Origin of the sequence: Blautia sp. CAG:257, assembly GCF_000433815.1 — a bacterium.
Classification (GTDB): Bacteria; Bacillota; Clostridia; order Lachnospirales; family Lachnospiraceae; genus Blautia_A; species Blautia_A caecimuris.
Window position 1 is genome coordinate 1840 of record NZ_HF999105.1, and the last position, 23623, is coordinate 25462.

The 23623-nt window shown below is 46.0% G+C and carries 20 protein-coding genes and 1 pseudogene; 20 read left to right on the forward strand and 1 reads right to left on the reverse strand.

The window, feature by feature from the left end; all coding sequences use genetic code 11:
- From QVP40_RS11745 to QVP40_RS11840, 20 genes and pseudogenes are all read left to right on the forward strand, one after another.
- Positions 1-741: pseudogene (locus QVP40_RS11745) on the forward strand (beta-galactosidase small subunit); the annotation flags it as partial.
- A 6-nt stretch (positions 742-747) separates the two neighbouring features.
- Complete coding sequence (locus QVP40_RS11750) at positions 748-2127, forward strand: MFS transporter (RefSeq protein WP_022068586.1); 1380 nt, start codon at positions 748-750, stop codon at positions 2125-2127.
- 168 nt (positions 2128-2295) lie between these two features.
- Entirely contained in the window at positions 2296-3111 is an 816-nt protein-coding gene (locus QVP40_RS11755; protein WP_022068587.1) for an AraC family transcriptional regulator, read from the forward strand.
- A gap of 154 nt (positions 3112-3265) precedes the next feature.
- On the forward strand, positions 3266-4735 hold the full coding sequence (gene spoIVA, locus QVP40_RS11760) for a stage IV sporulation protein A (RefSeq protein WP_022068588.1): 1470 nt from the start codon (positions 3266-3268) through the stop codon (positions 4733-4735).
- A 267-nt stretch (positions 4736-5002) separates the two neighbouring features.
- Positions 5003-5935, forward strand: a complete 933-nt coding sequence (gene cysK / locus QVP40_RS11765; protein ID WP_022068589.1) for a cysteine synthase A — start codon at positions 5003-5005, stop codon at positions 5933-5935.
- Between the two features lie 48 nt (positions 5936-5983).
- Positions 5984-7294, forward strand: coding sequence for an O-acetylhomoserine aminocarboxypropyltransferase/cysteine synthase family protein (locus QVP40_RS11770; protein WP_022068590.1), 1311 nt, complete (start codon positions 5984-5986; stop codon positions 7292-7294).
- A 183-nt stretch (positions 7295-7477) separates the two neighbouring features.
- Positions 7478-8374, forward strand: coding sequence for a tRNA 2-thiocytidine biosynthesis TtcA family protein (locus QVP40_RS11775; RefSeq protein ID WP_022068591.1), 897 nt, complete (start codon positions 7478-7480; stop codon positions 8372-8374).
- Between the two features lie 18 nt (positions 8375-8392).
- Positions 8393-8824 carry an RrF2 family transcriptional regulator gene (locus tag QVP40_RS11780; protein WP_022068592.1) on the forward strand — a complete coding sequence of 144 codons (432 nt, stop codon included), beginning with the start codon at positions 8393-8395 and terminating at the stop codon, positions 8822-8824.
- Positions 8825-8934: 110 nt separating this feature from the next.
- Complete coding sequence (locus QVP40_RS11785; protein ID WP_022068593.1) at positions 8935-9504, forward strand: glycerol-3-phosphate responsive antiterminator; 570 nt, start codon at positions 8935-8937, stop codon at positions 9502-9504.
- A 184-nt stretch (positions 9505-9688) separates the two neighbouring features.
- A complete protein-coding gene (locus QVP40_RS11790) occupies positions 9689-11125 on the forward strand; it encodes an NAD(P)/FAD-dependent oxidoreductase (RefSeq protein ID WP_022068594.1) in 1437 nt (478 codons plus the stop codon).
- Positions 11126-11149: 24 nt separating this feature from the next.
- Positions 11150-12442, forward strand: coding sequence for an NAD(P)/FAD-dependent oxidoreductase (locus tag QVP40_RS11795; RefSeq protein ID WP_022068595.1), 1293 nt, complete (start codon positions 11150-11152; stop codon positions 12440-12442).
- Positions 12443-12444: 2 nt separating this feature from the next.
- Complete coding sequence (locus QVP40_RS11800) at positions 12445-12810, forward strand: DUF1667 domain-containing protein (protein ID WP_022068596.1); 366 nt, start codon at positions 12445-12447, stop codon at positions 12808-12810.
- A gap of 171 nt (positions 12811-12981) precedes the next feature.
- Positions 12982-14211 carry a glutamyl-tRNA reductase gene (gene hemA / locus QVP40_RS11805; RefSeq protein ID WP_022068597.1) on the forward strand — a complete coding sequence of 410 codons (1230 nt, stop codon included), beginning with the start codon at positions 12982-12984 and terminating at the stop codon, positions 14209-14211.
- Complete coding sequence (locus QVP40_RS11810; protein ID WP_022068598.1) at positions 14201-14680, forward strand: precorrin-2 dehydrogenase/sirohydrochlorin ferrochelatase family protein; 480 nt, start codon at positions 14201-14203, stop codon at positions 14678-14680. Before hemA ends, QVP40_RS11810 begins: the two co-directional genes overlap by 11 nt.
- Positions 14667-15569 (forward strand): hydroxymethylbilane synthase, encoded by a 903-nt coding sequence (hemC, locus tag QVP40_RS11815; RefSeq protein WP_022068599.1) that lies wholly within the window; start codon positions 14667-14669, stop codon positions 15567-15569. Before QVP40_RS11810 ends, hemC begins: the two co-directional genes overlap by 14 nt.
- A complete protein-coding gene (cobA, locus tag QVP40_RS11820) occupies positions 15566-17080 on the forward strand; it encodes a uroporphyrinogen-III C-methyltransferase (RefSeq protein ID WP_022068600.1) in 1515 nt (504 codons plus the stop codon). The genes hemC and cobA overlap by 4 nt, the downstream gene beginning before the upstream one ends.
- Positions 17081-17085: 5 nt before the next feature.
- Positions 17086-18069, forward strand: a complete 984-nt coding sequence (hemB, locus tag QVP40_RS11825) for a porphobilinogen synthase (protein ID WP_022068601.1) — start codon at positions 17086-17088, stop codon at positions 18067-18069.
- Complete coding sequence (gene hemL, locus QVP40_RS11830) at positions 18069-19361, forward strand: glutamate-1-semialdehyde 2,1-aminomutase (RefSeq protein ID WP_022068602.1); 1293 nt, start codon at positions 18069-18071, stop codon at positions 19359-19361. Before hemB ends, hemL begins: the two co-directional genes overlap by 1 nt.
- A complete protein-coding gene (gene aroC, locus QVP40_RS11835) occupies positions 19354-20448 on the forward strand; it encodes a chorismate synthase (protein WP_022068603.1) in 1095 nt (364 codons plus the stop codon). Before hemL ends, aroC begins: the two co-directional genes overlap by 8 nt.
- Positions 20449-20622: 174 nt before the next feature.
- On the forward strand, positions 20623-21924 hold the full coding sequence (locus QVP40_RS11840) for a bifunctional folylpolyglutamate synthase/dihydrofolate synthase (protein ID WP_288200543.1): 1302 nt from the start codon (positions 20623-20625) through the stop codon (positions 21922-21924).
- A 61-nt stretch (positions 21925-21985) separates the two neighbouring features.
- Here QVP40_RS11840 and QVP40_RS11845 read toward each other — a convergent pair whose 3' ends face one another.
- The gene (locus QVP40_RS11845; RefSeq protein ID WP_022068605.1) at positions 21986-23365 is read right to left on the reverse strand and encodes an aldehyde dehydrogenase; all 1380 of its coding nucleotides are present in this window, start codon (positions 23363-23365) and stop codon (positions 21986-21988) included.
- Between the last annotated feature and the right edge of the window lie 258 nt (positions 23366-23623).

Genomic DNA, 23623 nt, shown 5'->3' on the forward strand with positions numbered 1-23623 from the left:
ATCTGGCGGGCGCCAACAGACAATGACCGGAAGATCAGGCTGGAATGGAAGGCAGCCGGATATGACCGCAGCAAAGCCAGAGCTTATGATACAACATGGGAGATAAGAAGAGGAGTTGCCGGCTGTGTCAATGATGAAAGCGTTATCATCCACAGCACTATGTCTGTGGCGGCAGCAGCGCTTCAAAAGGTTCTGGATATCGAAGCCCAGTGGAAGGTAGAGAACACCGGAGAAATCTCTGTAACCATGCAGGTAAAAAAAGACATGGAATTTCCACAGCTTCCACGGTTTGGGCTTCGGTTATTTTTAAAGAAAGAGTATGAAGGCCTGAAATTCTATGGACTGGGGCCTCACGAAAGCTATGTGGATAAGCGCAGATCCTGCAGCCATGGCCTTTATGAATCCACAGTAGAAGAGCAACATGAGGATTATCTGCGCCCCCAGGAAAACGGAAGTCATACAGACTGTGATTATATGGTCCTGGAAAAAGAAGCACAGACTTTTATGGCTATATCTCCAAAGCCTTTTGCATTTAATGTATCTTATTACACCCAGGAAGAACTGACAGAAAAGGCACATAATTTTGAACTGGAAAAATCAGGCAACACTGTTGTCTGTCTGGATTATGGGCAGAATGGAATCGGCTCCAACAGCTGCGGGCCGGAGCTTCGCAAAGAATATCAGCTGGATCAAGAAAGATTTACATTTGAGATGAAGCTTTTATTTGGGAAGGAATGGTAAGAACACATGAATGAGAAAAAGTATTTAAAATGGTATAACAAAGTAGGGTATGGCTCCGGGGATATTGCAGGAAATGTGGTCTATGCGTTTTTGTCCTCCTTTGTCATGATTTATCTGACAAATACAGTAGGATTGAATCCGGGAATCATCGGAACGCTGATTGCAGTGTCAAAATTATTTGACGGGATCACAGACGTCTTCTTCGGCTCTCTGATCGACAAAACAAAAAGCAGACTTGGTAAGGCAAGACCCTGGATGCTGTATGGATATATTGGCTGTGCCGTAACACTGGTGGCTATTTTTGCTATTCCTGCTGACATGGGAGAGTTTGCCCAGTATGCCTGGTTCTTTATTGCCTATACTCTGTTAAACGCAGTTTTTTATACTGCGAATAATATTGCCTATTCTGCCCTGACAGCCCTGGTGACAAAAAACAGCAAGGAACGTGTACAGATGGGTTCCTATCGTTTTATCTTTGCTTTTTCAACCAGTCTTCTGATCCAGTCTCTGACCATTGGATTTGTGGAATGGATGGGCGGCGGAGCTGCCGGATGGAGAACAGTCGCTATTATTTATGCAGTGATCGGACTTGCAGTGAATACGATTTCCGTATTTTCTGTGAAGGAACTGCCGGAAGAAGAATTAAATGATGGAAAAGCAGCCGGAACAGATGAGAAATATTCCCTGATCGATGCCGGAAAGCTTTTATTTACCAATAAGTATTATGTAATGATCTGTATCACCTATATTTTGCAGCAGATTTATACTGCCATGTTAAACATGGGTATTTATTATATGACCTATATCCTGTTTAATGAAAACCTGTACGGTGTATTTTCCTGGGCCATAAATATCCCTTTAATTATTGCGCTGCTGGTTACGCCGGTTCTGGTGGAAAAATGGAAGGGTATGTACAAACTGAATCTGACGGGATATGTGATCGGAACCATTGGAAGGGCTCTGGTTGTAGTAGCCGGTTACCTGGGAAGCGTGCCGCTGATGCTTTTATTTACCGGCATCGCAGCCTTTGGTATGGGACCCTGGCAGGGAGATATGAATGCAGTGATTGCTTCCTGTTCGGAATATACTTATCTGACAAAGCACAAAAGAGTAGACGGAACCATGTACTCCTGTACCTCTCTTGGTATTAAGCTGGGAGGCGGAATCGGAATTGCCATTACCGGCTGGCTTCTGGATCTCAGTGGATTTGACGGAGCTTTGGCTGTACAGAGCGATTCCTGTATCCAGATGCTTCAGATCATGTATCTTTGGGTTCCGGTGGCAATCACACTGATTATTACATTTATCATGTCAAAAATGAACGTGGAACGCGCCAATGAGAAACTTTTACAGGAACAGGCTGTTAAAAGCGATATGCATGATTAAAATAAACTGCATAGAAATCCATGACTTCCTGTAAATAGTTAATAAGCTTTTTCATAAGGCTGTACCTCCTTTCCTGATTTCTGACCTTATTATACTGTATCAGAGGAAGATATGCATGCCAAATGAAAAAAAGAAGCAGCCAAATTTTGAAGAGAGAGGAGAAGGAACATGCAGCCGTCTTATGAAGAGAAAAAAGAAAAGTTCAGTATAATAAGAAAAAAGCCCCATCATGTTCCCCCTCACCTTCACAATGCCATTGAGCTGGTATATGTAACAAAAGGGGAGCTGGAGCTTGGCGTTGGCTGTGAACTGTATCATATGGAGCAGGGATATTTTGCAGTGGTATTTCCGGATCTGATCCATCATTATCAGGTGTTCTCTCATGGAAAAAATGAAGTATATCTGTTTTATGCATCGTTGGAGCTCAGTGGACCGTTTATGACCTTGCTTCAGAAAAAATGTCCGGAAAATCCAGTGATTTCCAGGGAAAAATTACACGAGGAGACCAAAAATGCGTTAGGCTGTCTGATAAAAGACAAGAAGGTAAACGAGGTTGTGGGGCAGGCTTATTTACAGATTATATTATACCGGTGCAGGGAAAACTTCCGGTTCATAGAAAAAGATCGTGTGGGGAGTAATGATCTGATATATACTGTTATGACGTATCTGTTGTCTCACTTTCAGGAAACGCTGACACTTGGAAGTGTGGCTGAAAATCTTGGCGTAAATAAGTTTGCTTTATCCAAAATCTTTTCCGGTGTTTTTCATACGAATTTTAATCAGTATTTGAATGAGATCCGGCTGAACTATGCTTCCTCTCTTCTGGAAAATACAGACATGAGAATTACGGATATTTTTCTGGAAGCCGGATTTGAAAGCCAGAGAACCTTTAACCGTGTCTTTCGGCAGAGGTATGGAAGAACTCCCGGCGAATACAGAAAATCTTTCTGGGAACAAGAGAATACAGACATCATGAAAACCTGATCATAAAATAAAAGGCTTCTGTTCGCTCCATTTACAGTAACAATAACAGACCTGTTTCAGAGATTTGTCTCAAAAGTAACATGAATAAAATGTCTCCTGCATATAAATATAACAATACATGGGATTGTGTGAATATATGCAAGGGGGCATTTTTATGGAAAATTTTCAGGTTTACCGGGATATTCAGGCACGTACCGGCGGTGATATATACATAGGTGTTGTAGGACCTGTCCGCACCGGAAAGTCCACATTTATCAGACGTTTCATGGAGCAGCTGGCCCTTCCGGCAATGAGCGGGGAGCAGCAGGCAGAGGTAAGAGATCAGCTTCCTCTAAGTGGTTCCGGAAAACTGATCACAACAGTGGAACCAAAGTTTATTCCAAGAGAGGCGGTTCCGGTTACGCTGGGAGAGGATCAGAAGGTGCGGATCCGGCTGATAGACTGTGTAGGTTATCTGGTAAAGGATGCTTCCGGCCATGTGGAGGAAGGCAGAGAGAGAATGGTAAAAACCCCCTGGTCCTCCAGAGCCATTCCTTTCCATGAGGCAGCAGAGGTGGGAACAGGAAGAGTGATCCGGGAACATTCCACCATTGGACTTCTGATCACAGGGGACGGAAGCTTTGGAGAAATTCCAGGCGAAAATTTCAGAGAGGCAGAAGAAAAGACAGTCCAGGAATTAAAAAAACAGGGAAAACCCTTTCTGATCCTGGTAAATTCTCAGATGCCGTATAAAGAAGAAACCTTACAGCTTGCAGAAAGCCTTCAGAAAAAATACGGAGTGACAACGGTCACAGCTAACTGTGAGCAGCTGAAAAAAGAAGATATCACCAGAATTCTGGAAAAGGTGCTTTATGAATTTCCGGTCAGTGAAATTCATTTCTATGTGCCTAAATGGGTAGAAATGCTTCCTCTGGATCATGAACTGAAATCACAGATCCTTGGACAGATCCGGAAGCTGATGAAAGAGCTGGCTCATATCCGTGATGTGACTAAGGAAAGGGTGCAGCTGGAAGGTCCTTACGTGCAGGATACTCTTCTTGATCATGTAGGACTTTCCGATGGCGTTGTCAGAATACGGGTCCAGATCAAAGATGAGTATTATTACAGGATCTTAAGCGAGCTGTGCGGAGTTTCCATGGCAAGCGAGTATGACCTGATCCATACGATGAAAGAGCTTTCCCAGATGAAAGAAAAATATGTTAAGGTTCAGTCTGCTCTGGAAGCGGTCCGGGGAACCGGATACGGTGTGGTGGTGCCGGAGCTTGGAGAGGTTGAGATTGAAGAGCCGATGGTGATGAAACAGGGAAATAAATTCGGGGTGAGAATCCGTTCAAAAAGCCCTTCCATCCATATGATAAAAGCCAATATTGAGACAGAGATCGCGCCTATTGTGGGAACAGAGCAGCAGGCGCAGGATCTGATCCAGTATATCGGACAGAGCGGCCAACGGGGCGAAAGCATCTGGGAGACAAATATTTTCGGCAAGTCCATAGAACAGCTTGTACGGGACGGCATCCGGAATAAGCTGGCTTCCATTGGAGAAGAAAGCCAGGTGAAGCTTCAGGATACCATGCAGAAGATCGTCAATGACAGCAAGGGCGGGATGGTGTGTATTATCATCTGAGCTTTTTTGTATCGAAAAAAAGAATAGCAGGGGACAGCAGCTTCTTCAGAGGGTAAATGCGGGAGCTGTTCTGTGCCGGAAGCAGGAACGCTGTTTAAATGAAGAGCTGCTGCGGTTTATGTTCTGTTAAAAAAAGAATATGGACTGTGGCAGTTTTTTCATTTCATAAAAACTTCTGAAAATAAAGATTGACATTTTATGGCAGTTGTATTATCATACTAACATACAAAGTTAGTATGTAATTAAAAAGAAAGGCGGAACTGGATTATGGCAAAAATTTACAAAGGAGCGCTGGGGCTGATTGGAAATACCCCTCTGGTAGAAATATCCAATATTGAAAAAGAACTTTCTCTTCCGGCAGCTGTTCTTGTGAAACTGGAGTATCTGAATCCTGCCGGAAGCGTCAAGGACAGAGTGGCAAAAGCAATGATCGAGGACGCGGAGAAAAAAGGCCTCCTGAAAGAAGGTTCTGTGATCATTGAGCCTACCTCGGGAAATACAGGGATCGGGCTTGCTGCTATTGCGGCAGTCAAGGGATATCGGGTGATTCTTACTATGCCTGAGACCATGAGTGTGGAAAGAAGAAATATCCTGAAGGCATACGGAGCAGAGATTGTCCTTACCGAAGGCGCAAAGGGCATGAAAGGGGCGATTGAAAAGGCGGAGCAGCTTGCAGGAGAAATTCCGGGCGCCTTTATTCCCGGACAGTTTGTAAATCCCGCGAATTCTGCAGCCCACAGATCATCAACAGGCCCGGAGATCTGGGAGGATACAGAGGGAAAGGTAGATATTTTTGTAGCAGGCGTAGGCACAGGCGGAACTCTGACCGGTGTGGGAGAATATCTGAAAGCTAAAAATCCTCAGATCAGGATCGTGGCAGTAGAACCTTCGGATTCTCCTGTACTTTCAGAAGGAAAGAGCGGCCCTCACAAGCTTCAGGGAATCGGCGCAGGCTTTGTACCTGAGGTTTTAAATACAGATATTTACGATGAGATCATTCAGATCAGAAGTGAGGAGGCATATGCAGCGTCAAAGCTTCTTGCAAAAAAAGAAGGCGTACTGGTAGGAATTTCCTCCGGAGCAGCTCTTCATGCAGCCTTTGAGCTTGCACGGCGTCCGGAAAATAAAGGAAAGACCATTGTAGCCCTCCTTCCGGATTCAGGAGACCGATACTATTCCACCCCTCTGTTTATGGAATAGTAAAAACAACGATTGTCTGGCAGATAAAGAATAACGAGGAGTAAAATTATGGGTGAAAAAATCAGAAGAGAAAACAGGAAATTTAAGTTTGAGACACTTCAGCTGCATGTAGGACAGGAAAATCCGGATCCGGCAACAGATGCCAGAGCGGTTCCTATTTATCAGAGCTCTTCCTTTGTATTTCGCAACTGTGACCATGCGGCGGCAAGATTTGATCTAAGTGATGCGGGAAATATTTACGGAAGGCTGACCAATCCCACTCAGGATGTTTTTGAGAAACGGATGGCAGCCCTGGAGGGAGGAGCGGCAGCTCTTGCAGTAGCTTCCGGGGCAGCAGCTATTTCCTATTCCATTCAGAATGTGGCGCAGAACGGTGGTCATATTGTTGCGGCAAAAAATATTTACGGAGGAACCTTTAACCTGCTTCTCCACACACTTCCCCAGTATGGGATCACAACCACCTTTGTAGATATTTTTAATGACGGAGAGCTGGAAGCAGCCATTCAGGATAATACAAAAGCTGTGTTTATTGAAACTCTGGGAAATCCCAATTCTGATGTGGTAGATATTGAAGCAGTTGCGGAAATTGCCCATAAACACAAGATCCCTCTTATTGTGGATAATACCTTTGCAACGCCTTATCTGGTACGCCCTATAGAATACGGGGCAGATATTGTGGTACATTCTGCAACAAAATTTATTGGCGGACACGGAACAGCCGTGGGAGGTGTGATCGTAGACGGAGGAAAATTTGACTGGGAGGCATCCGGAAAATTTCCTGTTCTTACAGAGCCTGACCCAAGCTATCACGGAATCAGTTTTACAAAGGCGGCAGGTCCGGCAGCCTTTGTTACCAGGATCCGTGCGATCCTTCTCAGAGATATTGGAGCCACTCTGTCGCCTTTTCATGCATTTCTGTTTCTTCAGGGACTGGAAACTCTGTCTTTAAGGGTAGAACGTCATGTGGAAAATGCGCTTAAAGTAGCGGAATATCTTAACAGTCATCCTCAGGTGGAATGTGTCCACCATCCGTCTGTGACACAGGATGAAAGCCAGAAAGCTCTTTATCAGAAGTATTTCCCAAAGGGCGGCGGTTCCATTTTTACCTTTGAGATCAGAGGCGGCAAACAAAAGGCAAAAGACTTTATTGACAATCTGGAGCTGTTTTCTCTTCTGGCAAATGTAGCGGATGTGAAATCTCTGGTGATTCATCCTGCCACTACCACTCACAGCCAGTGTACGGAAGAGGAGCTTCTTGAACAGGGAATCCGGTCGAATACCATCCGGCTTTCTGTGGGAACGGAAAATATCGATGATATTATTCAGGATCTGGAAGAGGCTTTTAAGGCAGTGCAGTGAGACATGTAAGCCGAAAATGGAAGTAGTTACTGCGAAGGTTGTGAACAATAACCGGAAGTCCCAATGACAGAATAAAACAAAAGAGAACTTCTTGACCGTAACATGTCTCTGCATGTATACTGTAACGGAGTTCTCTTCTTTTACAGTAAAAAAGAAGAAAACATCAGCAGAACGGAGAATGTTATGGATACAAATACCTTAGAGACCAACCAGATAAATGAGGCCGGGCTTACAGAAGAGGATGCCCGGAGTTTAAGAATACGGGAAATTGAGAGAAGCATTATTAAAAAATTCCGCAAGCCTGTATGGAGACGTTTTACCAAAGCCATCAATGAATATGAGCTGATCAAAGACGGGGATAAAATTGCAGTGTGTATTTCCGGCGGAAAGGATTCCATGCTTATGGCAAAGCTTTTTCAGGAGCTGGCCCGCCATGGAAAAAAGAATTTTGAGGTTGTTTTTCTTGTAATGAATCCCGGATATAATGAGGCAAATTATCAGCTTATCCTAGAAAATTCCAGAACTCTTGGAATCCCCATTACGGTTTTTCAGTCTGAGATTTTTGACGTGGTGGCAGGAGAGGAAAGCTCTCCCTGTTATCTCTGTGCAAGAATGAGAAGAGGATATCTTTACAGCAGGGCAAAGGAGCTTGGCTGCAATAAGATCGCTCTGGGCCATCATTACGATGATGTGATCGAGACCATTCTTATGGGAATGCTTTACGGAGCCCAGATACAGACCATGATGCCGAAGCTTCACAGCACCAATTTTGAGGGAATGGAGCTGATCCGTCCCATGTACCTGATCAGAGAGGAAGATATCATCCACTGGGCAAACTACAACGGACTGAGGTTCCTTCGGTGCGCCTGCCGCTTTACAGAGCAGTGCGCGGATGAGGAAACAGATAAAAGCTCAAAAAGAGCAGAGGTAAAGGAACTGATCCATAATCTTGCTCAGAAGGATCCTGTAATTGAGTTTAACATATTTAAAAGTGTGGAAAATGTAAACGTCAATACTGTGGTGGCATATAAGAAAGACGGAGTAAAGCATCATTTCCTGGAAACGTATGATGAAATATAGCAGAAAGAGGCCGTTAGGATGAAGATATCAACAAGAGGACGCTATGCGATCCGCGTTATGCTGGATCTTGCGGAACACAATACCGGAGAATATATCCCCCTTATGGACATTGCCAGAAGACAGGAAATTTCTGAGAAATACCTGGAATCTATTGTGTCTGTTCTGAGCAAAAATAAATTTGTCCATGCCCTTAGGGGAAAGGGAGGCGGATACCGTCTTTCCAGAACGCCGGGAGAATACACCATGGGCAGCATTTTAAGACTTACCGAAGGCTCCCTGGCGCCTATTGCCTGTCTGGAGGATGAGCCGAATCTCTGTGAGAGAGCTTCGGTCTGTAAGACGTTAAGTATGTGGCAGGGGTTTTATCAGCTGATCAATGAATATTTTGACAGGATTACACTGGAAGATCTTCTCCGGGAGGGAGAAGACGGAGGAAATTATGTGATCTGAGCAGCTCCGGAAATAAAGGTTTCTATTATTTTTCAGAAAATTTATTGAATCAGGAAGCCTTGTGTGATATAGTAAAATCAGTTCAAAAGGAAAGAAACGGGGCAGCAGAAATGAATCAGAATTTTTTGGATGCAGTGGAAGAAAATCCTGTGATCGCAGCAATAAAAAGTCCGGAAGATTTGAAAGAATGCTGCGGTATCCCGGAGATCAGGATTGTTTTTATCTTATATGGGGACATCTGTTCTCTTGGAGAGATTGTGAAGGCAGTGAAGGATGCGGGCAAGATCGCCATGGTACATGTGGATCTGATCGGCGGACTGAGCACAAGAGAGGTAGCTGTGGATTTTATCCATACCAGCACCATGGCAGATGGGATCATTACCACGAAACCCTCCCTGATCCGAAGAGCCAGAGAATTGTCCATGTTTACCGTCCTCAGATTTTTCCTTCTGGATTCCATGGCATTTGAAAATATCTGCCAGCAGCAGTACAGTGTAAAGCCGGATTTTATTGAAGTTCTTCCGGGCGTGATGCCGCGAATCATTGAGAAGCTTTGTCATCTGGTAAAAATAAAGATCATTGCAGGCGGACTGATCTCAGACAGAGAATCCGTGGTGGCGGCTCTGGATGCCGGTGCAATGGGAGTTTCCTCTACCAGTCATCAGGTATGGAGGTTATAGAAACAGAACAGGAATCCTGTTCGGACAACTGAAAAAGAAAAGGCATGAGAGAAGAGAGCCTGACAGATAGCGCATAGATTCTGTGCGTTTATTTGTCGGGCTTTTTCATTTACCAGGAAATTCATATATTGTGTACTGACTTTCCCGGTGAATAAAAATGAATCGTAAAAAAGGAGCAGAAACTATGTATGATGTAATTATTATCGGGGCAGGGGTAACGGGAACTGCCTGTGCAAGAGAATTATCCCGTTATGAGGCAAAGATCTGTGTACTGGAAAAAGAAGAGGATGTGTGCTGCGGAACCTCGAAAGCAAACAGTGCCATTGTCCATGCAGGCTATGATGCTGCGGAAGGCTCCCTGAAGGCAAAGCTCAATGTCAGGGGAAACCTGATGATGGAAGAGCTTTCAGAAAAACTGGATTTTCCTTTTAAGAGAAACGGCTCTCTGGTGATCTGTCTTCATAAAGAAGATTTTCCAAAGCTTGAGACTCTTTATGAAAGGGGAAAGAAAAACGGAGTGAAAGGACTTCAGATTCTTTACCGGGAACAGGTGAAAGAAATGGAACCCAATATAACTGATGAGGTATATGCAGCCCTCTATGCACCTTCAGCCGGAATCGTATGTCCTTTTGCCATGAACTTGGCTTTTGCAGAAAATGCTGTCGTCAATGGAGCAGAATTCCGATTTGATACAGAGGTACAGAATATCAGAAAAACCTCACAGGGCTGGGAGATTGAAACTTCCAAAGGAGTTTTCCTGACAAAAACAGTGATCAATGCAGCAGGAGTTTACGCAGACCGGTTCCACAATATGGTCAGTGAAAAAAAGCTTTGCATTACCCCAAGGAGAGGGAGCTACTGCCTTCTGGACAAAAGCGCGGGAACCCATGTGAACAGAACTGTATTTTCTCTTCCCGGAAAATACGGAAAAGGGATTCTTGTAACACCTACGGTTCACGGAAACCTTCTTCTGGGCCCAACTGCTGAAGACATTGAAAACAAAGAGGGAACAAACACTTCTGCGCAGGAGCTGGAGCAGGTAATCCAGAAAGCAGGCATGAATGTAAAAAATCTTCCTCTGAGACAGGTGATCACTTCCTTTGCAGGCCTTCGCGCCCATGAGGAAGGGGATGATTTTGTTATCGGTGAGCCTGAGGACGCGCCTGGTTTTGTGGACTGTGCAGGAATTGAATCCCCGGGTCTTACCGCAGCTCCTGCAGTTGGAGAAATGGTTTCGGACATTCTGAAAAAAAGACTGAACCTTAAAGAAAAAGATGCTTTTATTTCTGAGAGAAAGGGCATTCTTAATCCGGCAGCGCTGGACAAAGAAGAATACCGGGAGCTTTTGAAAAAGCAGCCGGCCTATGGAAATATAATCTGCAGATGCGAGATGGTTTCAGAGGGAGAAATCCTTGACGCCATCCATCGTCCTCTGGGCGCCAGATCACTGGACGGCGTCAAGCGCAGAACAAGAGCAGGAATGGGGCGCTGCCAGTCAGGCTTCTGCTCTCCAAAAACCATGGAGATCCTTGCCCGGGAGCTGGGAAAGGATATGGCAGAGATCACCAAATGCGGAAAAAATTCACAAATCATTCTGGGAATCAATAAAGATACATTCTGACCAGATACAGGAGGAGCTACTATCATGGAAGCATATGATGTTGTAATTATAGGAGGCGGTCCGGCAGGACTGGCGGCGGCAGTTGCTGCAAAAGAAAACGGTATACAGAAAATTCTGATTCTGGAAAGGGACAGAGAGCTGGGAGGTATTCTGAACCAGTGTATTCACAATGGCTTCGGTCTCCACACGTTTAAGGAGGAGCTGACAGGCCCGGAATATGCCCTGCGCTATATAAAAAAAGTACAGGAGCTTGATATTGAATACAGGCTGAATACCATAGTTGCAGATATCAGTCCGGAGAGGGTGATCACGGCTCTGAACCGGGAGGACGGACTTTTGGAAATAAAAGCAGAAGCAGTGATCCTTGCCATGGGCTGCCGGGAAAGATCAAGAGGAGCTTTGAATATTCCGGGATATCGCCCGGCAGGGATTTTTTCCGCAGGAACGGCACAGAGACTGGTAAACATGGAAGGATATCTTCCGGGCCGCGAGGTTGTGATCCTTGGTTCCGGAGATATCGGACTTATTATGGCAAGAAGAATGACTCTGGAGGGAGCAAAGGTAAAGGCAGTGGCAGAACTGATGCCTTATTCCGGCGGCCTCAGGAGAAATATTGTGCAGTGTCTGGAGGATTATGGAATCCCTTTAAAGCTCAGTCACACAGTTGTGGACATTAAAGGCAGGGAACGGGTGGAAGGCGTAACTCTTGCAAAGGTGGATGAAAGAGGAAAGCCCGTTCCGGGTACTGAGGAAGAGTATACCTGCGATACCCTGCTTTTATCCGTAGGACTGATCCCGGAAAATGAGATATCGGGAAACATGGGAGTGGAGCTGAACCCGGTAACTTCAGGTCCTGTGGTAAACGAAAGCCTGGAAACAAATATTCCCGGAGTGTTTGCCTGCGGAAATGTACTGCATGTGCATGATCTGGTGGATTTTGTGTCACAGGAGGCAGCTGCTGCCGGGCGTTTTGCAGCAGAGTTTATCAGAAATAAAAAAGAGAACAGGCAGAATCAGAAGGGAAATGAGCAGGGAGAGACTCGTGAGATTCGGATCATTGCCGGCAGCGGCGTCCGCTATACGGTTCCTTCGTTTATCCGACCGGAACATATGGAAGAAAATCTTACCCTCCGTTTCCGGGCAGACCGTGTTTACCGGGACTGTTATGTGTGTGTTTACTTTGACGAAAAGCTGGTAATCCGCAAAAAAAGATTATATGCAGCCCCGGGCGAGATGGAGGAGCTGATTCTGAAAAAAGCTCAGCTTATGGAATATCCCGCACTGAAACAGATCACCATAAAAATTCAGGAGGCATAAAAATGGAGGAAAGACATTTAATCTGTATAGGCTGTCCGGTTGGCTGCGCCCTGACTGTAAAAACAGAACAGGGAGCAGTGATATCCGTAGAGGGAAATACCTGTAAGCGGGGAAGGGAGTACGGGGAAAAGGAGGTGACGGCCCCTGCCAGAACCGTTACCACCACGGTAACGGTGACAGGTGGGAAAATTCCCGCAGTTTCTGTAAGAACCAGAACAGATATTCCAAAAGAAAAAATCTTTGACTGTATCCGGGCGCTGAAAGGTATCCAGATTCCGGCGCCGGTGCATACAGGCGATATCATACTTGCCGATGCGGCAGGAACCGGAGTAGATGTAGTCGCCACAAAAACAGTGGAATTACGCTGACTGTTTAACGGAGAGAACAGTAACCCGGATGGGAACTATTTAGGGGAAAAATGTCAGCCAGCATTGACATTGAGCGTTGTAATGTTTATCATAAAGAATAGTATGTTCAGTCAGCAGATATACAAATATTGCGGCAGCTGAAGATATGTCTGAACAAAAAGGAGAAACATTATGACCATTTCCATGATTGGAATAGATCACGGCCGCGCGCCGGTGGATATCAGGGCATTATTTGCCTTTACAAAGAAAAATGCAGGGGAAGCTATGGAAAAGCTGAAACATACGGCGGGGGTACACGGCTGTGTGATTCTTTCTACCTGCAACCGCCTGGAAATCTGGGCAAGTCATGAAGAAGATCAGGAGCTTTCCCTGTATCAGTGTCTTTGTCGGCTAAAAGGAGTACAGGAAGTTTCCTATGAAAAATATTTTGTTACACGAAAGGATAAAGAGGCAGCAGCTCACCTGTTTTATCTGGCAGGCGGGCTGAAGTCTCAGATTCTGGGAGAAGACCAGATTCTTACTCAGATTAAAGATGCTCTGAATCTTGCCAGAGAACATTTTACCTCGGACAGTGTGTTGGAGGTTCTTTTCCGTATGGCAGTAACTGCAGGCAAAAAAATTAAGACAGAGGCGCCTCTTGCCCACGGAAATCCTTCTGTGATCCATCAGGCAGTCTGTTCTCTGAAATCTCAGGGCTATGAAATAAAAGGGAAAACCTGTATGGTTATCGGAAACGGAGAAATGGGAAAGGTAGCTGCCCAGACACTCCGTGAGGCAGGGGCTGATGTGACGGTTACTGTGCGTCAGTACCGAAGCGGGATTGTGGAGATCCCGGAGGGCTGCAAAAGAATCAACTATGGCGAGCGAATGGAGTATCTTCCCAAATGCGATCTGGTTGTCAGCGCAACGGCAAGCCCTAATTTTACATTAAGAGAAGAACAGTTTTCTGACCTCACACTTCCGGAAGAGCTGATCCTTCTGGATCTGGCAGTGCCAAGAGACATTGATCCTGCTCTTGGAAAGAGGAAAGAAATCAGACTTTACGACATGGACAGCTTCCATTCGTCTGAAATATCTTCTGAGCAGAGTGAAAGCATCCGGAAGGCAGAACAGATTGTAGAAGAGCAGATGGAGGAATTTTATCAGTGGCTGGAGGGCCGGGATGTGATTCCCAGGATCCAGGAGATCAGAGAGGATGCGGTACAGGATCTGAACCTGCGCATCGAAAAAATCCTCAAAAAAACACCAATGGAACAAAAGGACAGAGAAAGCCTGCTTGAAGCAGTGGATACTGCTGCCGGAAAGGTTGTGAATAAGCTGATCTTCGGTTTAAGGGACAGCCTGAATCAGGAGGTTTTTCTGGAATGTGTGGCCGGATTGGAGAAGCTTTATGAAGACTAAAAGATATTTTCCCATGTTTATAGATCTTTCAGACAAAAACGTGGTTGTAGTTGGCGGGGGAAACATTGCCACCCGGAGAGTCAAGACACTGCTTCAGTTTACAAGAAACGTAACGGCTATTGCCCCAAAAGTGACTGAGGAGCTTCGGGGGCTTGGAACGGCAGGCTATGTAAATCTGATTACCCGTCCTGTAAAGCGTTCGGATTTTCAGACGGCATATATGGTGATCGCAGCTACCAATGACTGGAAGCTGAATGATGAAATTTACCGCGTCTGCAAGGAAGAGGGCATTTATGTGAATATTGCGGACGATAAGAGCAAGTGTGATTTTTATTTTCCGGGAATTTATATGAAGGATGAAATGGTAGTGGGAATCACTGCAAGCGGACTGGATCATCACAAGGCAAAAAAGGTCCGGATCGCCATTCAGAAAGCCATGGAGGAAGCAGCGGAAAATGACAAAGAATAAAATAATCATCGGAAGCAGAGAAAGCGCTCTGGCAGTGCTGCAGAGTGAGATGGTAAAAAGCTTTCTCAATAAAGAGCATCCGGAATTACATACAGAGATCCTGACCATGAAAACCACAGGAGACAAAATTCTTGACCGTACCCTTGATAAGATTGGGGGAAAAGGACTTTTTGTAAAAGAGCTGGATCTTGCTCTTATAGAGAAACGGTCAGACATTTCTGTTCACAGCCTGAAGGACATGCCTATGGAGGTTCCCTCTGAGCTTCCACTTCTGGCTTTTTCAAAAAGAGAAGATCCCAGAGACGTTCTTGTTCTTCCAAAGGGCGCAGATCATCTGGATAAAAGTAAGCCTCTTGGCTGTTCCAGTCTCCGCAGGACGTTACAGCTGAAAGAGCTTTATCCGGATATGGAAGTAAAAAGCATCCGGGGAAATCTTCAGACAAGGCTTCGGAAGCTGGATGAAGGAGAGTATGCGGGACTGATTCTTGCGGCAGCCGGCCTGAAGCGCCTGGGGCTGGAAAACAGAATCAGCCGCTACTTTACAGTAGAAGAGATGCTTCCTGCAGCCGGCCAGGGAATCCTGGCAGTTCAGGGAAGAGCAGGAGAAGATTATTCCTGCCTGGAGGGCTATTGCGACAGAGAAGCCTGGGTGTGCGCAACTGCGGAAAGAGCCTATGTAAAATATCTGGACGGCGGCTGTTCCTCCCCTGTGGCTGCCTATGGCGAGCTTCACGGAGACACACTGCTGCTCCGGGGACTTTATTACAGAGAAGAAGACGGGACATATATAAAGGGGCAGCTGGAGGGCGATCCTTTAAGAGCAGAGGAGCTGGGGATCACTCTTGCAAAGCGTCTGAAAGAATCCGTGGAAAAAGGAGAGTCATCATGAGTATTGGAAAAGTATGGCTGGTAGGTGCAGGTCCGGGAGATGCCGGACTTTTTACTCTGAAAGGCCTTGAGGTTCTTAATAAAGCGGAAGTGGTTGTATATGACAGCCTGGTAGGACAGGGGGTTCTTACAAAAATTCCGGACAGCGCAAGACTGATCTATGTGGGAAAACGGTCAGACAAGCATACCCTTCCCCAGGAACAGATCAATCAGGTGCTTTTAAAGGAAGCGCAGAAGGGATATCGGGTGGTGCGCCTCAAAGGCGGAGATCCCTTCCTGTTTGGAAGAGGCGGAGAGGAGCTGGAGCTTCTTACAGAACACGGAATCCCCTATGAGATCGTTCCCGGAGTTACCTCCCCGCTGGCAGTTCCGGCCTATAACGGCATTCCGGTAACACACAGAGATTTCTGCTCTTCCCTTCATATCATAACCGGACACAGAAGAGCCGGAAAAGAGTACGACATTAATTTCCGGGCCCTTGTGGATACAAAAGGCACACTTGTATTTTTAATGGGAGTGGCTGCCCTTCATGATATCTGCCAGGGACTTTTGGATGAGGGCATGGACCCGGAAATGCCGGCTGCGATTCTGCAGAAGGGAACCACAGCAGGACAGAAAAAGATTGTAGCCACAGTCAGCACTCTGGAAGCTGAGGTAAAACGTCAGGGTATCCAGACTCCGGCCATTATTGTGGTAGGAAAGGTCTGCGCCCTTGCAGATGAATTTAACTGGTATGAAAAGCTTCCTCTGATGGGATGGAAGGTGCTTGTCACAAGACCGAAAAACAGAAGCTCCCGTACCACAGAGCTTTTAAGAGAAAAGGGAGCGGAGGTTCTGGAGCTTCCATCTATCCGTACCCAGGCGCTGGAAGACCAGAGAGCGCTTTATCAGGCGCTGGATCATGTTTCCGATTATCAGTGGGCTGTGTTTACCAGCCCTACAGGGGCAGAAATCTTTTTTGATGAGATGAAACACCGCAGAATGGACATCCGCAGTCTTGCCGGGATCCGAATCGCTGCGATCGGCGAGGGAACCAGAAAGATCCTGGAGGACAGAGGCCTTCTTACAGATCTGATGCCTGAGATCTATGACGGAGACTGTCTGGGTGAAACCCTTGCAAAAGAGCTGAAGGGCGGAGAGCGGATCCTGATCCCGAGAGCAAAAAAAGGAAATGAGAATCTGGCGCGGCTTCTTAAGGAGGCAGGCGCTGTGGTTGACGATATTCCCACCTATGAAACTCTTTATGAAAGCAGCAGTCTCATTGACATGAAAAAAGAAATCACTGACAAAAACATAGACTGTGTGGTATTTACCAGCGCGTCTACGGTAAAGGGCTTTGCGGAAAGCACCAGGGGCGCTGATTATACCGGACTTACGGCTGCCTGCATCGGAAAGCAGACAAAGGCGGCGGCAGATAAGCTGGGAATGGAAACCTATATGGCAGAAAAAGCTACCATCGAACATCTGATCCGACTGGTAGAAGAAATAAAACACAAAAAGGAAAGAGAGTGAGAAACATGGATTTAATCCAGAGACCAAGAAGACTGAGAGGCAGTGAAACGCTGAGAAAAATGGTAAGAGAGACAAGAATTGACAAATCATCTCTTATTTATCCTCTGTTTGTCCGGGAGGGAAACAACATAGAAGAGGAAATTCCGTCCATGGAAGGCCAGTTCCGCTACAGTGTGGACCGCCTTCCCTATGAACTGGAAAGGCTTTCCAAAGCAGGCGTCAGCAGCGTTATGCTGTTTGGTATTCCGGATCACAAGGACGAGGTGGGAAGCGGAGCCTATGCAGAAAACGGAATTGTTCAGAAGGCTCTTCGGGAAGCGAAAAAACAGTTTCCGGATATGTATTATATTACGGACGTATGTATGTGCGAATATACCTCCCACGGACACTGCGGCGTGCTCTGCGGCCATGAGGTAGAGAATGATGCCACTCTTGAGCTTCTTTCCAAAACCGCTCTTTCTCATGTGGAAGCAGGAGCCGATATGGTTGCGCCTTCTGATATGATGGACGGCCGTGTGCGCGCCATCCGTCAGTGTCTTGACAAAAACGGGCATAAGGAAACACCGATCATGTCCTATGCAGTAAAATATGCGTCTGCTTTTTATGGTCCGTTCCGTGACGCAGCAGGTTCAGCTCCCGCCTTTGGCGACAGAAAAAGCTATCAGATGGATTATCATAACCGCAGAGAGGGCATGAAGGAGGCGCTTACAGATATCGAAGAAGGCGCGGACATTATTATGATCAAGCCTGCAATGTCCTATCTTGATATGGTTTCCGAGGTACATAAGGCGACCAATGTTCCCATTGCAGCTTACAGCGTAAGCGGCGAGTACGCCATGGTAAAGGCTGCCGCAAAAATGGGATGGATCGAAGAGGACAAGATCGTCTGTGAAATGGCCGCAAGCGCATACCGCGCAGGTGTTCAGATCTATCTTACCTATTATGCAAAAGAGCTTGCAGGATTTATTGACGAAGGGAGAATCGGCTGATGACAAGATCAGAGGAATTATTTAACCGCGCAGTAAAAAGGATTCCGGGAGGCGTCAACAGTCCGGTCCGCGCTTACGGAGCCATTGGAGAAGCTCCAAGATTTATCGATCATGCAGACGGATGTTACATTTACGACGCAGACGGAAACAGATATATTGATTACATTGATTCCTGGGGCCCTATGATCCTTGGACATAACTTTCCGGAAATCCGTGAGGCTGTTATAAAAGCCTGTGAAAAGGGATTAAGCTTTGGCTGCGCCACAGAGATCGAGGTGGAGATGGCAGAATTTATCTGCGGTCATCTTCCTCATGTAGAGATGGTACGTATGGTAAACTCCGGCACAGAGGCAGTTATGAGCGCTGTCCGTGCAGCCAGAGGCTTTACAGGAAAAAATAAGATCATTAAATTTGCCGGCTGCTATCACGGACACAGCGATGCGCTTCTGGTAAGCGCCGGTTCCGGAGTCATGACAAGCGGCATTCCGGACAGCGCAGGAGTTCCCGCAGGCTGCACCCAGGATACTATGACTGCAGTATACAATGATCTGGACAGTGTAAAAACGCTGATGGAACAGGCAAAGGATCAGGTTGCGGCAGTGATCGTGGAGCCGGTAGCTGCCAATATGGGAGTAGTTCCGCCAGAGGAAGGTTTTCTCCGGGGACTTCGCGCTCTCTGTGACGAAAACGGCGCCCTTCTTATTTTTGACGAGGTGATCACAGGCTTCCGCCTTGCTTTTGGGGGAGCTGCTGAATATTTTGGCGTAACCCCGGATATGGTTACTTACGGCAAGATCATCGGCGCGGGAATGCCGGTAGGAGCTTATGGCGGAAGAAAAGAAATTATGGAAATGGTTTCTCCTTCAGGCCCGGTATATCAGGCAGGCACCTTAAGCGGAAATCCGGTGGCAATGGCAGCAGGCCTTACCCAGCTGAAATATCTTTATGCTCATCCGGAGGTTTATACAGGACTTGAGAAAAAAGGAACTCTCCTTTATGAGGGAATGAAAGACCTTGCAGAAAAAGCAGGACTTACCTGTCATCTGAACCATATTTCTTCTCTTGGAAGTATTTTCTTTACAGAAGAAAAGGTCTGCGATTATACTTCTGCAAAAACCTCTGACACAAAAGCCTTTGCAAATTATTTCCTGTCCATGCTGAAGGGCGGCATTCATCTGGCTCCCTCCCAGTTTGAGGCAATGTTCTTATCTGATGCACATTCAGAGGATGTGATTCATGAGACACTGAAGGTATTTTCAGAGGTTCTGGAAAAGGGAAACTTATATGAATAAATCTACATTCGGAAAACTTTTTACAGTGACAACCTGGGGAGAATCCCATGGAAAAGCTCTGGGGGCAGTGGTGGACGGATGTCCGGCAGGGCTTGAACTGGATGAAAGCCACATCCAGAAATACCTTAACCGGCGTAAACCCGGACAGAGCCGTTATACCACAGCCAGAAAAGAAGGGGATCAGGTGGAAATTTTATCCGGAGTATTTGAAGGAAAGACAACCGGAACTCCTATTTCTCTCATGGTAAGAAATATGGATCAGAGATCCGGGGATTACGGAAATATTGCTTACTCTTACCGTCCGGGACATGCAGATTTTACCTTTGATTCCAAATATGGATTCCGGGATTACCGGGGCGGCGGGCGTTCCTCAGGAAGAGAAACCCTTGGAAGAGTGGCGGCGGGAGCAGTTGCCATAAAGCTTCTGGAAGCTCTGGGCATTTCTTTCTGTACCTACACAAAAGCTATCGGACCGGCAGAGATTACAGAATTTCATCCGGAAGAAATTGGAAACAATGCCTTTTATATGCCGGATAAAAAAGCAGCAGAAAAAGCAGGCGCTTATCTGGAACAGTGTATGAAGGAACAGGACAGCGCAGGCGGGATCATCGAGTGCCGCATCAAGGGAGTTCCCCCAGGACTTGGAACACCGGTGTTTGAAAAGCTGGACGCCATGCTTGCCCAGGCTGTTATGTCCATCGGCGCGGTAAAAGGCGTGGAGATCGGAGAAGGGTTCCATGTGTCGCAGATGAGGGGATCTCAGGATAATGACGGATTTGCGGCCTCTGAAAAAGGGATTGTCAAAACCTCCAACCATGCAGGAGGGATCATGGGTGGCATCAGTGACGGAAGCGAGATCCTTCTGCGGGCAGCTGTTAAACCGACTCCCTCTGTAAGTCAGCCACAGGCAACCGTAACAGACAAAGGAGAAAATATTTCTCTGGAGATCCACGGCCGTCACGATCCGGTGATCGTGCCCCGGGCAGTGGTTGTGGTAGAGGCCATGTGCGCTCTTACCATTGCAGACGCTCTTCTTGGCAATATGGGCGCAAGACTGGATAAAGTGCAGGAATTTTATAAAAAATAAAGAAAATCGCAGGAGGGAGCTGAGCAGGTTCAGCTTCCTCTTTTTTGAATACAGAAATGTATAACTTTATAATACAAAGAAAAAATTATGCAGTATATGTTGTAGCAATCAGTAAAAAGGATTATAATAAGCATGATTTTTTTAGAGCCGAGTCAGGCCCGGACAGGAGCAGACATGAATTACGAAGAAGCAAGAAACTATCTGGATCAGGTATCAAAAGGCGGAAGCGTACTTGGTCTTGATAATATGAGAGAACTTTTAAACAGACTGGGAAATCCTCAGGACAGGCTGAAATTTATTCATATTGCAGGAACCAATGGAAAAGGTTCTGTTCTGGCGTATCTTTCTACCATTCTCACAGAAGCGGGATACCGCACAGGAAGATATATTTCTCCGGTACTTTTTTCCTACCGGGAAAAAATCCAGGTGGATGAAAAAATGATCGGACGGGAAGATCTGGCCCGCCTTACAGCTGCAGTAAAAGAAACGGCAGAAGATATGAAAAAAACACACACAGGAGAGCCTACGATTTTTGAAGTGGAGACAGCTCTGGCTTTTCTTTATTTTGCAGAACAGAACTGTGACATTGTTGTATTGGAAACAGGACTTGGCGGAGCCTTGGACGCAACGAACGTAATCACTACTTCTGTGCTGGAGGTGATCGCTTCTGTCAGTATGGATCATATGGATTTCCTGGGAGATACCCTGGATAAAATCGCACTGCAGAAAGCAGGGATCATTAAGCCTCATACCCGGGTTGTGTCTGCTTTGCAGAAGCCGGAGGCCATGGAAGTAATTGAAGAAACCTGCAGGAAACAGGAATGTGTTTTGAACACAGCAGATCCCGGTCAGGTGACAGATATTTCTCACGGCTATGACAGACAGAAGTTTTCCTATAAGCAGTGGAAGGATATGGAAATCTCTCTGATGGGAAGTTATCAGCTCACAAACGCAGCCCTTGCGCTGGAAGCAGTGGATTCCCTTAGAAATCTCGGATACCGGCTTGAGGATCAGGCAGTATATCGGGGGATGAAAAGAGCAGTGTGGAGAGGACGTTTTACAGTGATCTCCAGGGAACCGGTGATCGTTATGGACGGCGCTCACAATCCGGCGGCGGCAGAGGAACTGAAAAAATCTCTTGAGCTTTATTTCCCGGACAAAAAACTTTTTTATATTTTCGGAATGTTTCGGGATAAAGATTATAAAAAGGTGACAGAGATCACAGCACCTCTTGCAGACCATATCATTACAGTGGAGACCCCGGATAATCCCAGGGCGCTTTCTGCAAAAAAACTGAAGGATACAGTGGAAAAAATAAATCCCTCTGTGGAGGCAGCAGAAAGTATCCGGTCCGCAGTAAGAAGGACTATGGAACAGGCCCGGGAAGAGGATGTGATCGTTATCTTCGGCTCCCTGTCTTTTCTGGCAGAGGCTGAGCTTGCAGTATCCAGATACAAAAAAGAAGAGGAAATATAGAAATAATCCCGGCATGATTCCTGGCTGCGGCACAGGAATTATGACCGGGATGTCTGACTTTTTATCTGAGAAAAAGTTTTAAAAGCTTTTCGGAAGATTTCCGGTAGGGCTGATAGCGGACAGGAAGATCCATCCATGTTTTTTTGTTTACTATGCTTTTATAATGGGTAAAGGTATCAAAACCTGCTTTGCCATGATAGGAACCCATACCGCTTTCTCCTAAGCCTCCGAATCCCATCTGGCTGGTGGCAAGATGGATTACCACATCATTGATGCATCCGCCGCCAAAACTGCAGTGTTTTGTTATTTTTTCAGCAGCTTTTTTATTTTCTGTAAAAATATACAGCGCCAGAGGATGAGCCATGGAATTGATGCGGGCAGCTGCCTGATCCAGACTGTCATAGGTCAGGATCGGAAGCACGGGGCCAAAAATCTCTTCCTGCATAATGGGATCGTCAAAGGAAACCTCATCCATAAGGGTTGGGGCGATTCGGAGACTGTCAGAGTCATATTCTCCGCCACATACTGTTTTTGACGGATCTATGAGAGATACGATCCGATGAAAATGCTTCTGGTTGATGATCTTTCCATAGTCCGGATTATTCAGCGGTTCTTCAGAAAACTGTTTCCGGATCTGATCTTTTATTTCCAGGATCAGTCTGTCTTTTATGGTCCGGTGGCAGTAAATATAATCAGGAGCTACACAGGTCTGTCCGCAGTTCAGGAATTTCCCAAAAACAATCCTTTTTGCAGCCAGCTTCAGGTTCGCTGTTTTTTCTACAATGCAGGGGCTTTTTCCTCCAAGCTCCAAAGTGACCGGAGTGAGAAACTGTGCGGCTTTTGCCATGACCTCTTTTCCCACATGCTGGCTTCCGGTAAAAAAGATATAATCAAAATGTTCATTTAAAAGACAGGTATTCTCTTTGCGTCCTCCTGTGACAACCGCAGCATAAAAAGGCGGAAAAACCTCGCAGATGATCTTACTGATAATTTTCGATGTATTGGGAGCATAGGCGCTTGGTTTGACGATCACTGTATTTCCGGCTGAAATGGCATCGATCAGTGGTGTCAGGCTCAGAAGAAACGGATAATTCCAGGGGCTCATAATAAGCACAACTCCGTAGGGAGAAGGAGTTACATAACTTCTGGAGGAAAACTGGGAAAGAGGGGTGGGAACCGTCTTTTCCTTTGAAAATTTATGGATATGTCCAAGCATGTAGCGGAGTTCGTCAAGAACCAGACCTGTTTCGCACATATAGCTTTCGAAGCTGCTTTTTCCAAGATCAAGCTTCAGAGCGCTGTGGATTTCCTCCTGATATTTCAGAATACAGGAGCGAAGCCTTTTCAGCATGTGAATCCGTGTTTTTACAGGAAGAGTCCTGCCCTTATAGAAAAATGCTCTCTGCTGTCTGATCAGTTTTTTGCTCTCAAGTTCGTTCATAATCGCCCTCCTGCCTGAACATAATGATAAAAATTATGAGTTTAACTATATCAGCAGGTGCAAAAGGTGTCAAGACTGTTACAGTATTACAGGAAGTATATGGTATAATCAGGTTACTGTTCATGATCTTCACAGCAACTTGGTCAAAATGTATTTAAAATCACCATCGGTGATGGCATTTTGCCCTGTATGTCTCGGAATTTTGTCATATACATGCCAAAACACCTGGCGGGATGGTGGTCTGTGAGCAGTGACTAG

Excerpts from the sequence above, each read along its gene's own strand:
- QVP40_RS11750 (WP_022068586.1), top strand. The coding sequence starts at position 748 with ATGAATGAGAAAAAGTATTTAAAATGGTATAACAAAGTAGGGTATGGC.
- QVP40_RS11755 (WP_022068587.1), top strand. The coding sequence starts at position 2,296 with ATGCAGCCGTCTTATGAAGAGAAAAAAGAAAAGTTCAGTATAATAAGA.
- spoIVA (WP_022068588.1), top strand. The coding sequence starts at position 3,266 with ATGGAAAATTTTCAGGTTTACCGGGATATTCAGGCACGTACCGGCGGT.
- cysK (WP_022068589.1), top strand. The coding sequence starts at position 5,003 with ATGGCAAAAATTTACAAAGGAGCGCTGGGGCTGATTGGAAATACCCCT.
- QVP40_RS11770 (WP_022068590.1), top strand. The coding sequence starts at position 5,984 with ATGGGTGAAAAAATCAGAAGAGAAAACAGGAAATTTAAGTTTGAGACA.
- QVP40_RS11775 (WP_022068591.1), top strand. The coding sequence starts at position 7,478 with ATGGATACAAATACCTTAGAGACCAACCAGATAAATGAGGCCGGGCTT.
- QVP40_RS11780 (WP_022068592.1), top strand. The coding sequence starts at position 8,393 with ATGAAGATATCAACAAGAGGACGCTATGCGATCCGCGTTATGCTGGAT.
- QVP40_RS11785 (WP_022068593.1), top strand. The coding sequence starts at position 8,935 with ATGAATCAGAATTTTTTGGATGCAGTGGAAGAAAATCCTGTGATCGCA.
- QVP40_RS11790 (WP_022068594.1), top strand. The coding sequence starts at position 9,689 with ATGTATGATGTAATTATTATCGGGGCAGGGGTAACGGGAACTGCCTGT.
- QVP40_RS11795 (WP_022068595.1), top strand. The coding sequence starts at position 11,150 with ATGGAAGCATATGATGTTGTAATTATAGGAGGCGGTCCGGCAGGACTG.
- QVP40_RS11800 (WP_022068596.1), top strand. The coding sequence starts at position 12,445 with ATGGAGGAAAGACATTTAATCTGTATAGGCTGTCCGGTTGGCTGCGCC.
- hemA (WP_022068597.1), top strand. The coding sequence starts at position 12,982 with ATGACCATTTCCATGATTGGAATAGATCACGGCCGCGCGCCGGTGGAT.
- QVP40_RS11810 (WP_022068598.1), top strand. The coding sequence starts at position 14,201 with ATGAAGACTAAAAGATATTTTCCCATGTTTATAGATCTTTCAGACAAA.
- hemC (WP_022068599.1), top strand. The coding sequence starts at position 14,667 with ATGACAAAGAATAAAATAATCATCGGAAGCAGAGAAAGCGCTCTGGCA.
- cobA (WP_022068600.1), top strand. The coding sequence starts at position 15,566 with ATGAGTATTGGAAAAGTATGGCTGGTAGGTGCAGGTCCGGGAGATGCC.
- hemB (WP_022068601.1), top strand. The coding sequence starts at position 17,086 with ATGGATTTAATCCAGAGACCAAGAAGACTGAGAGGCAGTGAAACGCTG.
- hemL (WP_022068602.1), top strand. The coding sequence starts at position 18,069 with ATGACAAGATCAGAGGAATTATTTAACCGCGCAGTAAAAAGGATTCCG.
- aroC (WP_022068603.1), top strand. The coding sequence starts at position 19,354 with ATGAATAAATCTACATTCGGAAAACTTTTTACAGTGACAACCTGGGGA.
- QVP40_RS11840 (WP_288200543.1), top strand. The coding sequence starts at position 20,623 with ATGAATTACGAAGAAGCAAGAAACTATCTGGATCAGGTATCAAAAGGC.
- QVP40_RS11845 (WP_022068605.1), bottom strand. The coding sequence starts at position 23,365 with ATGAACGAACTTGAGAGCAAAAAACTGATCAGACAGCAGAGAGCATTT.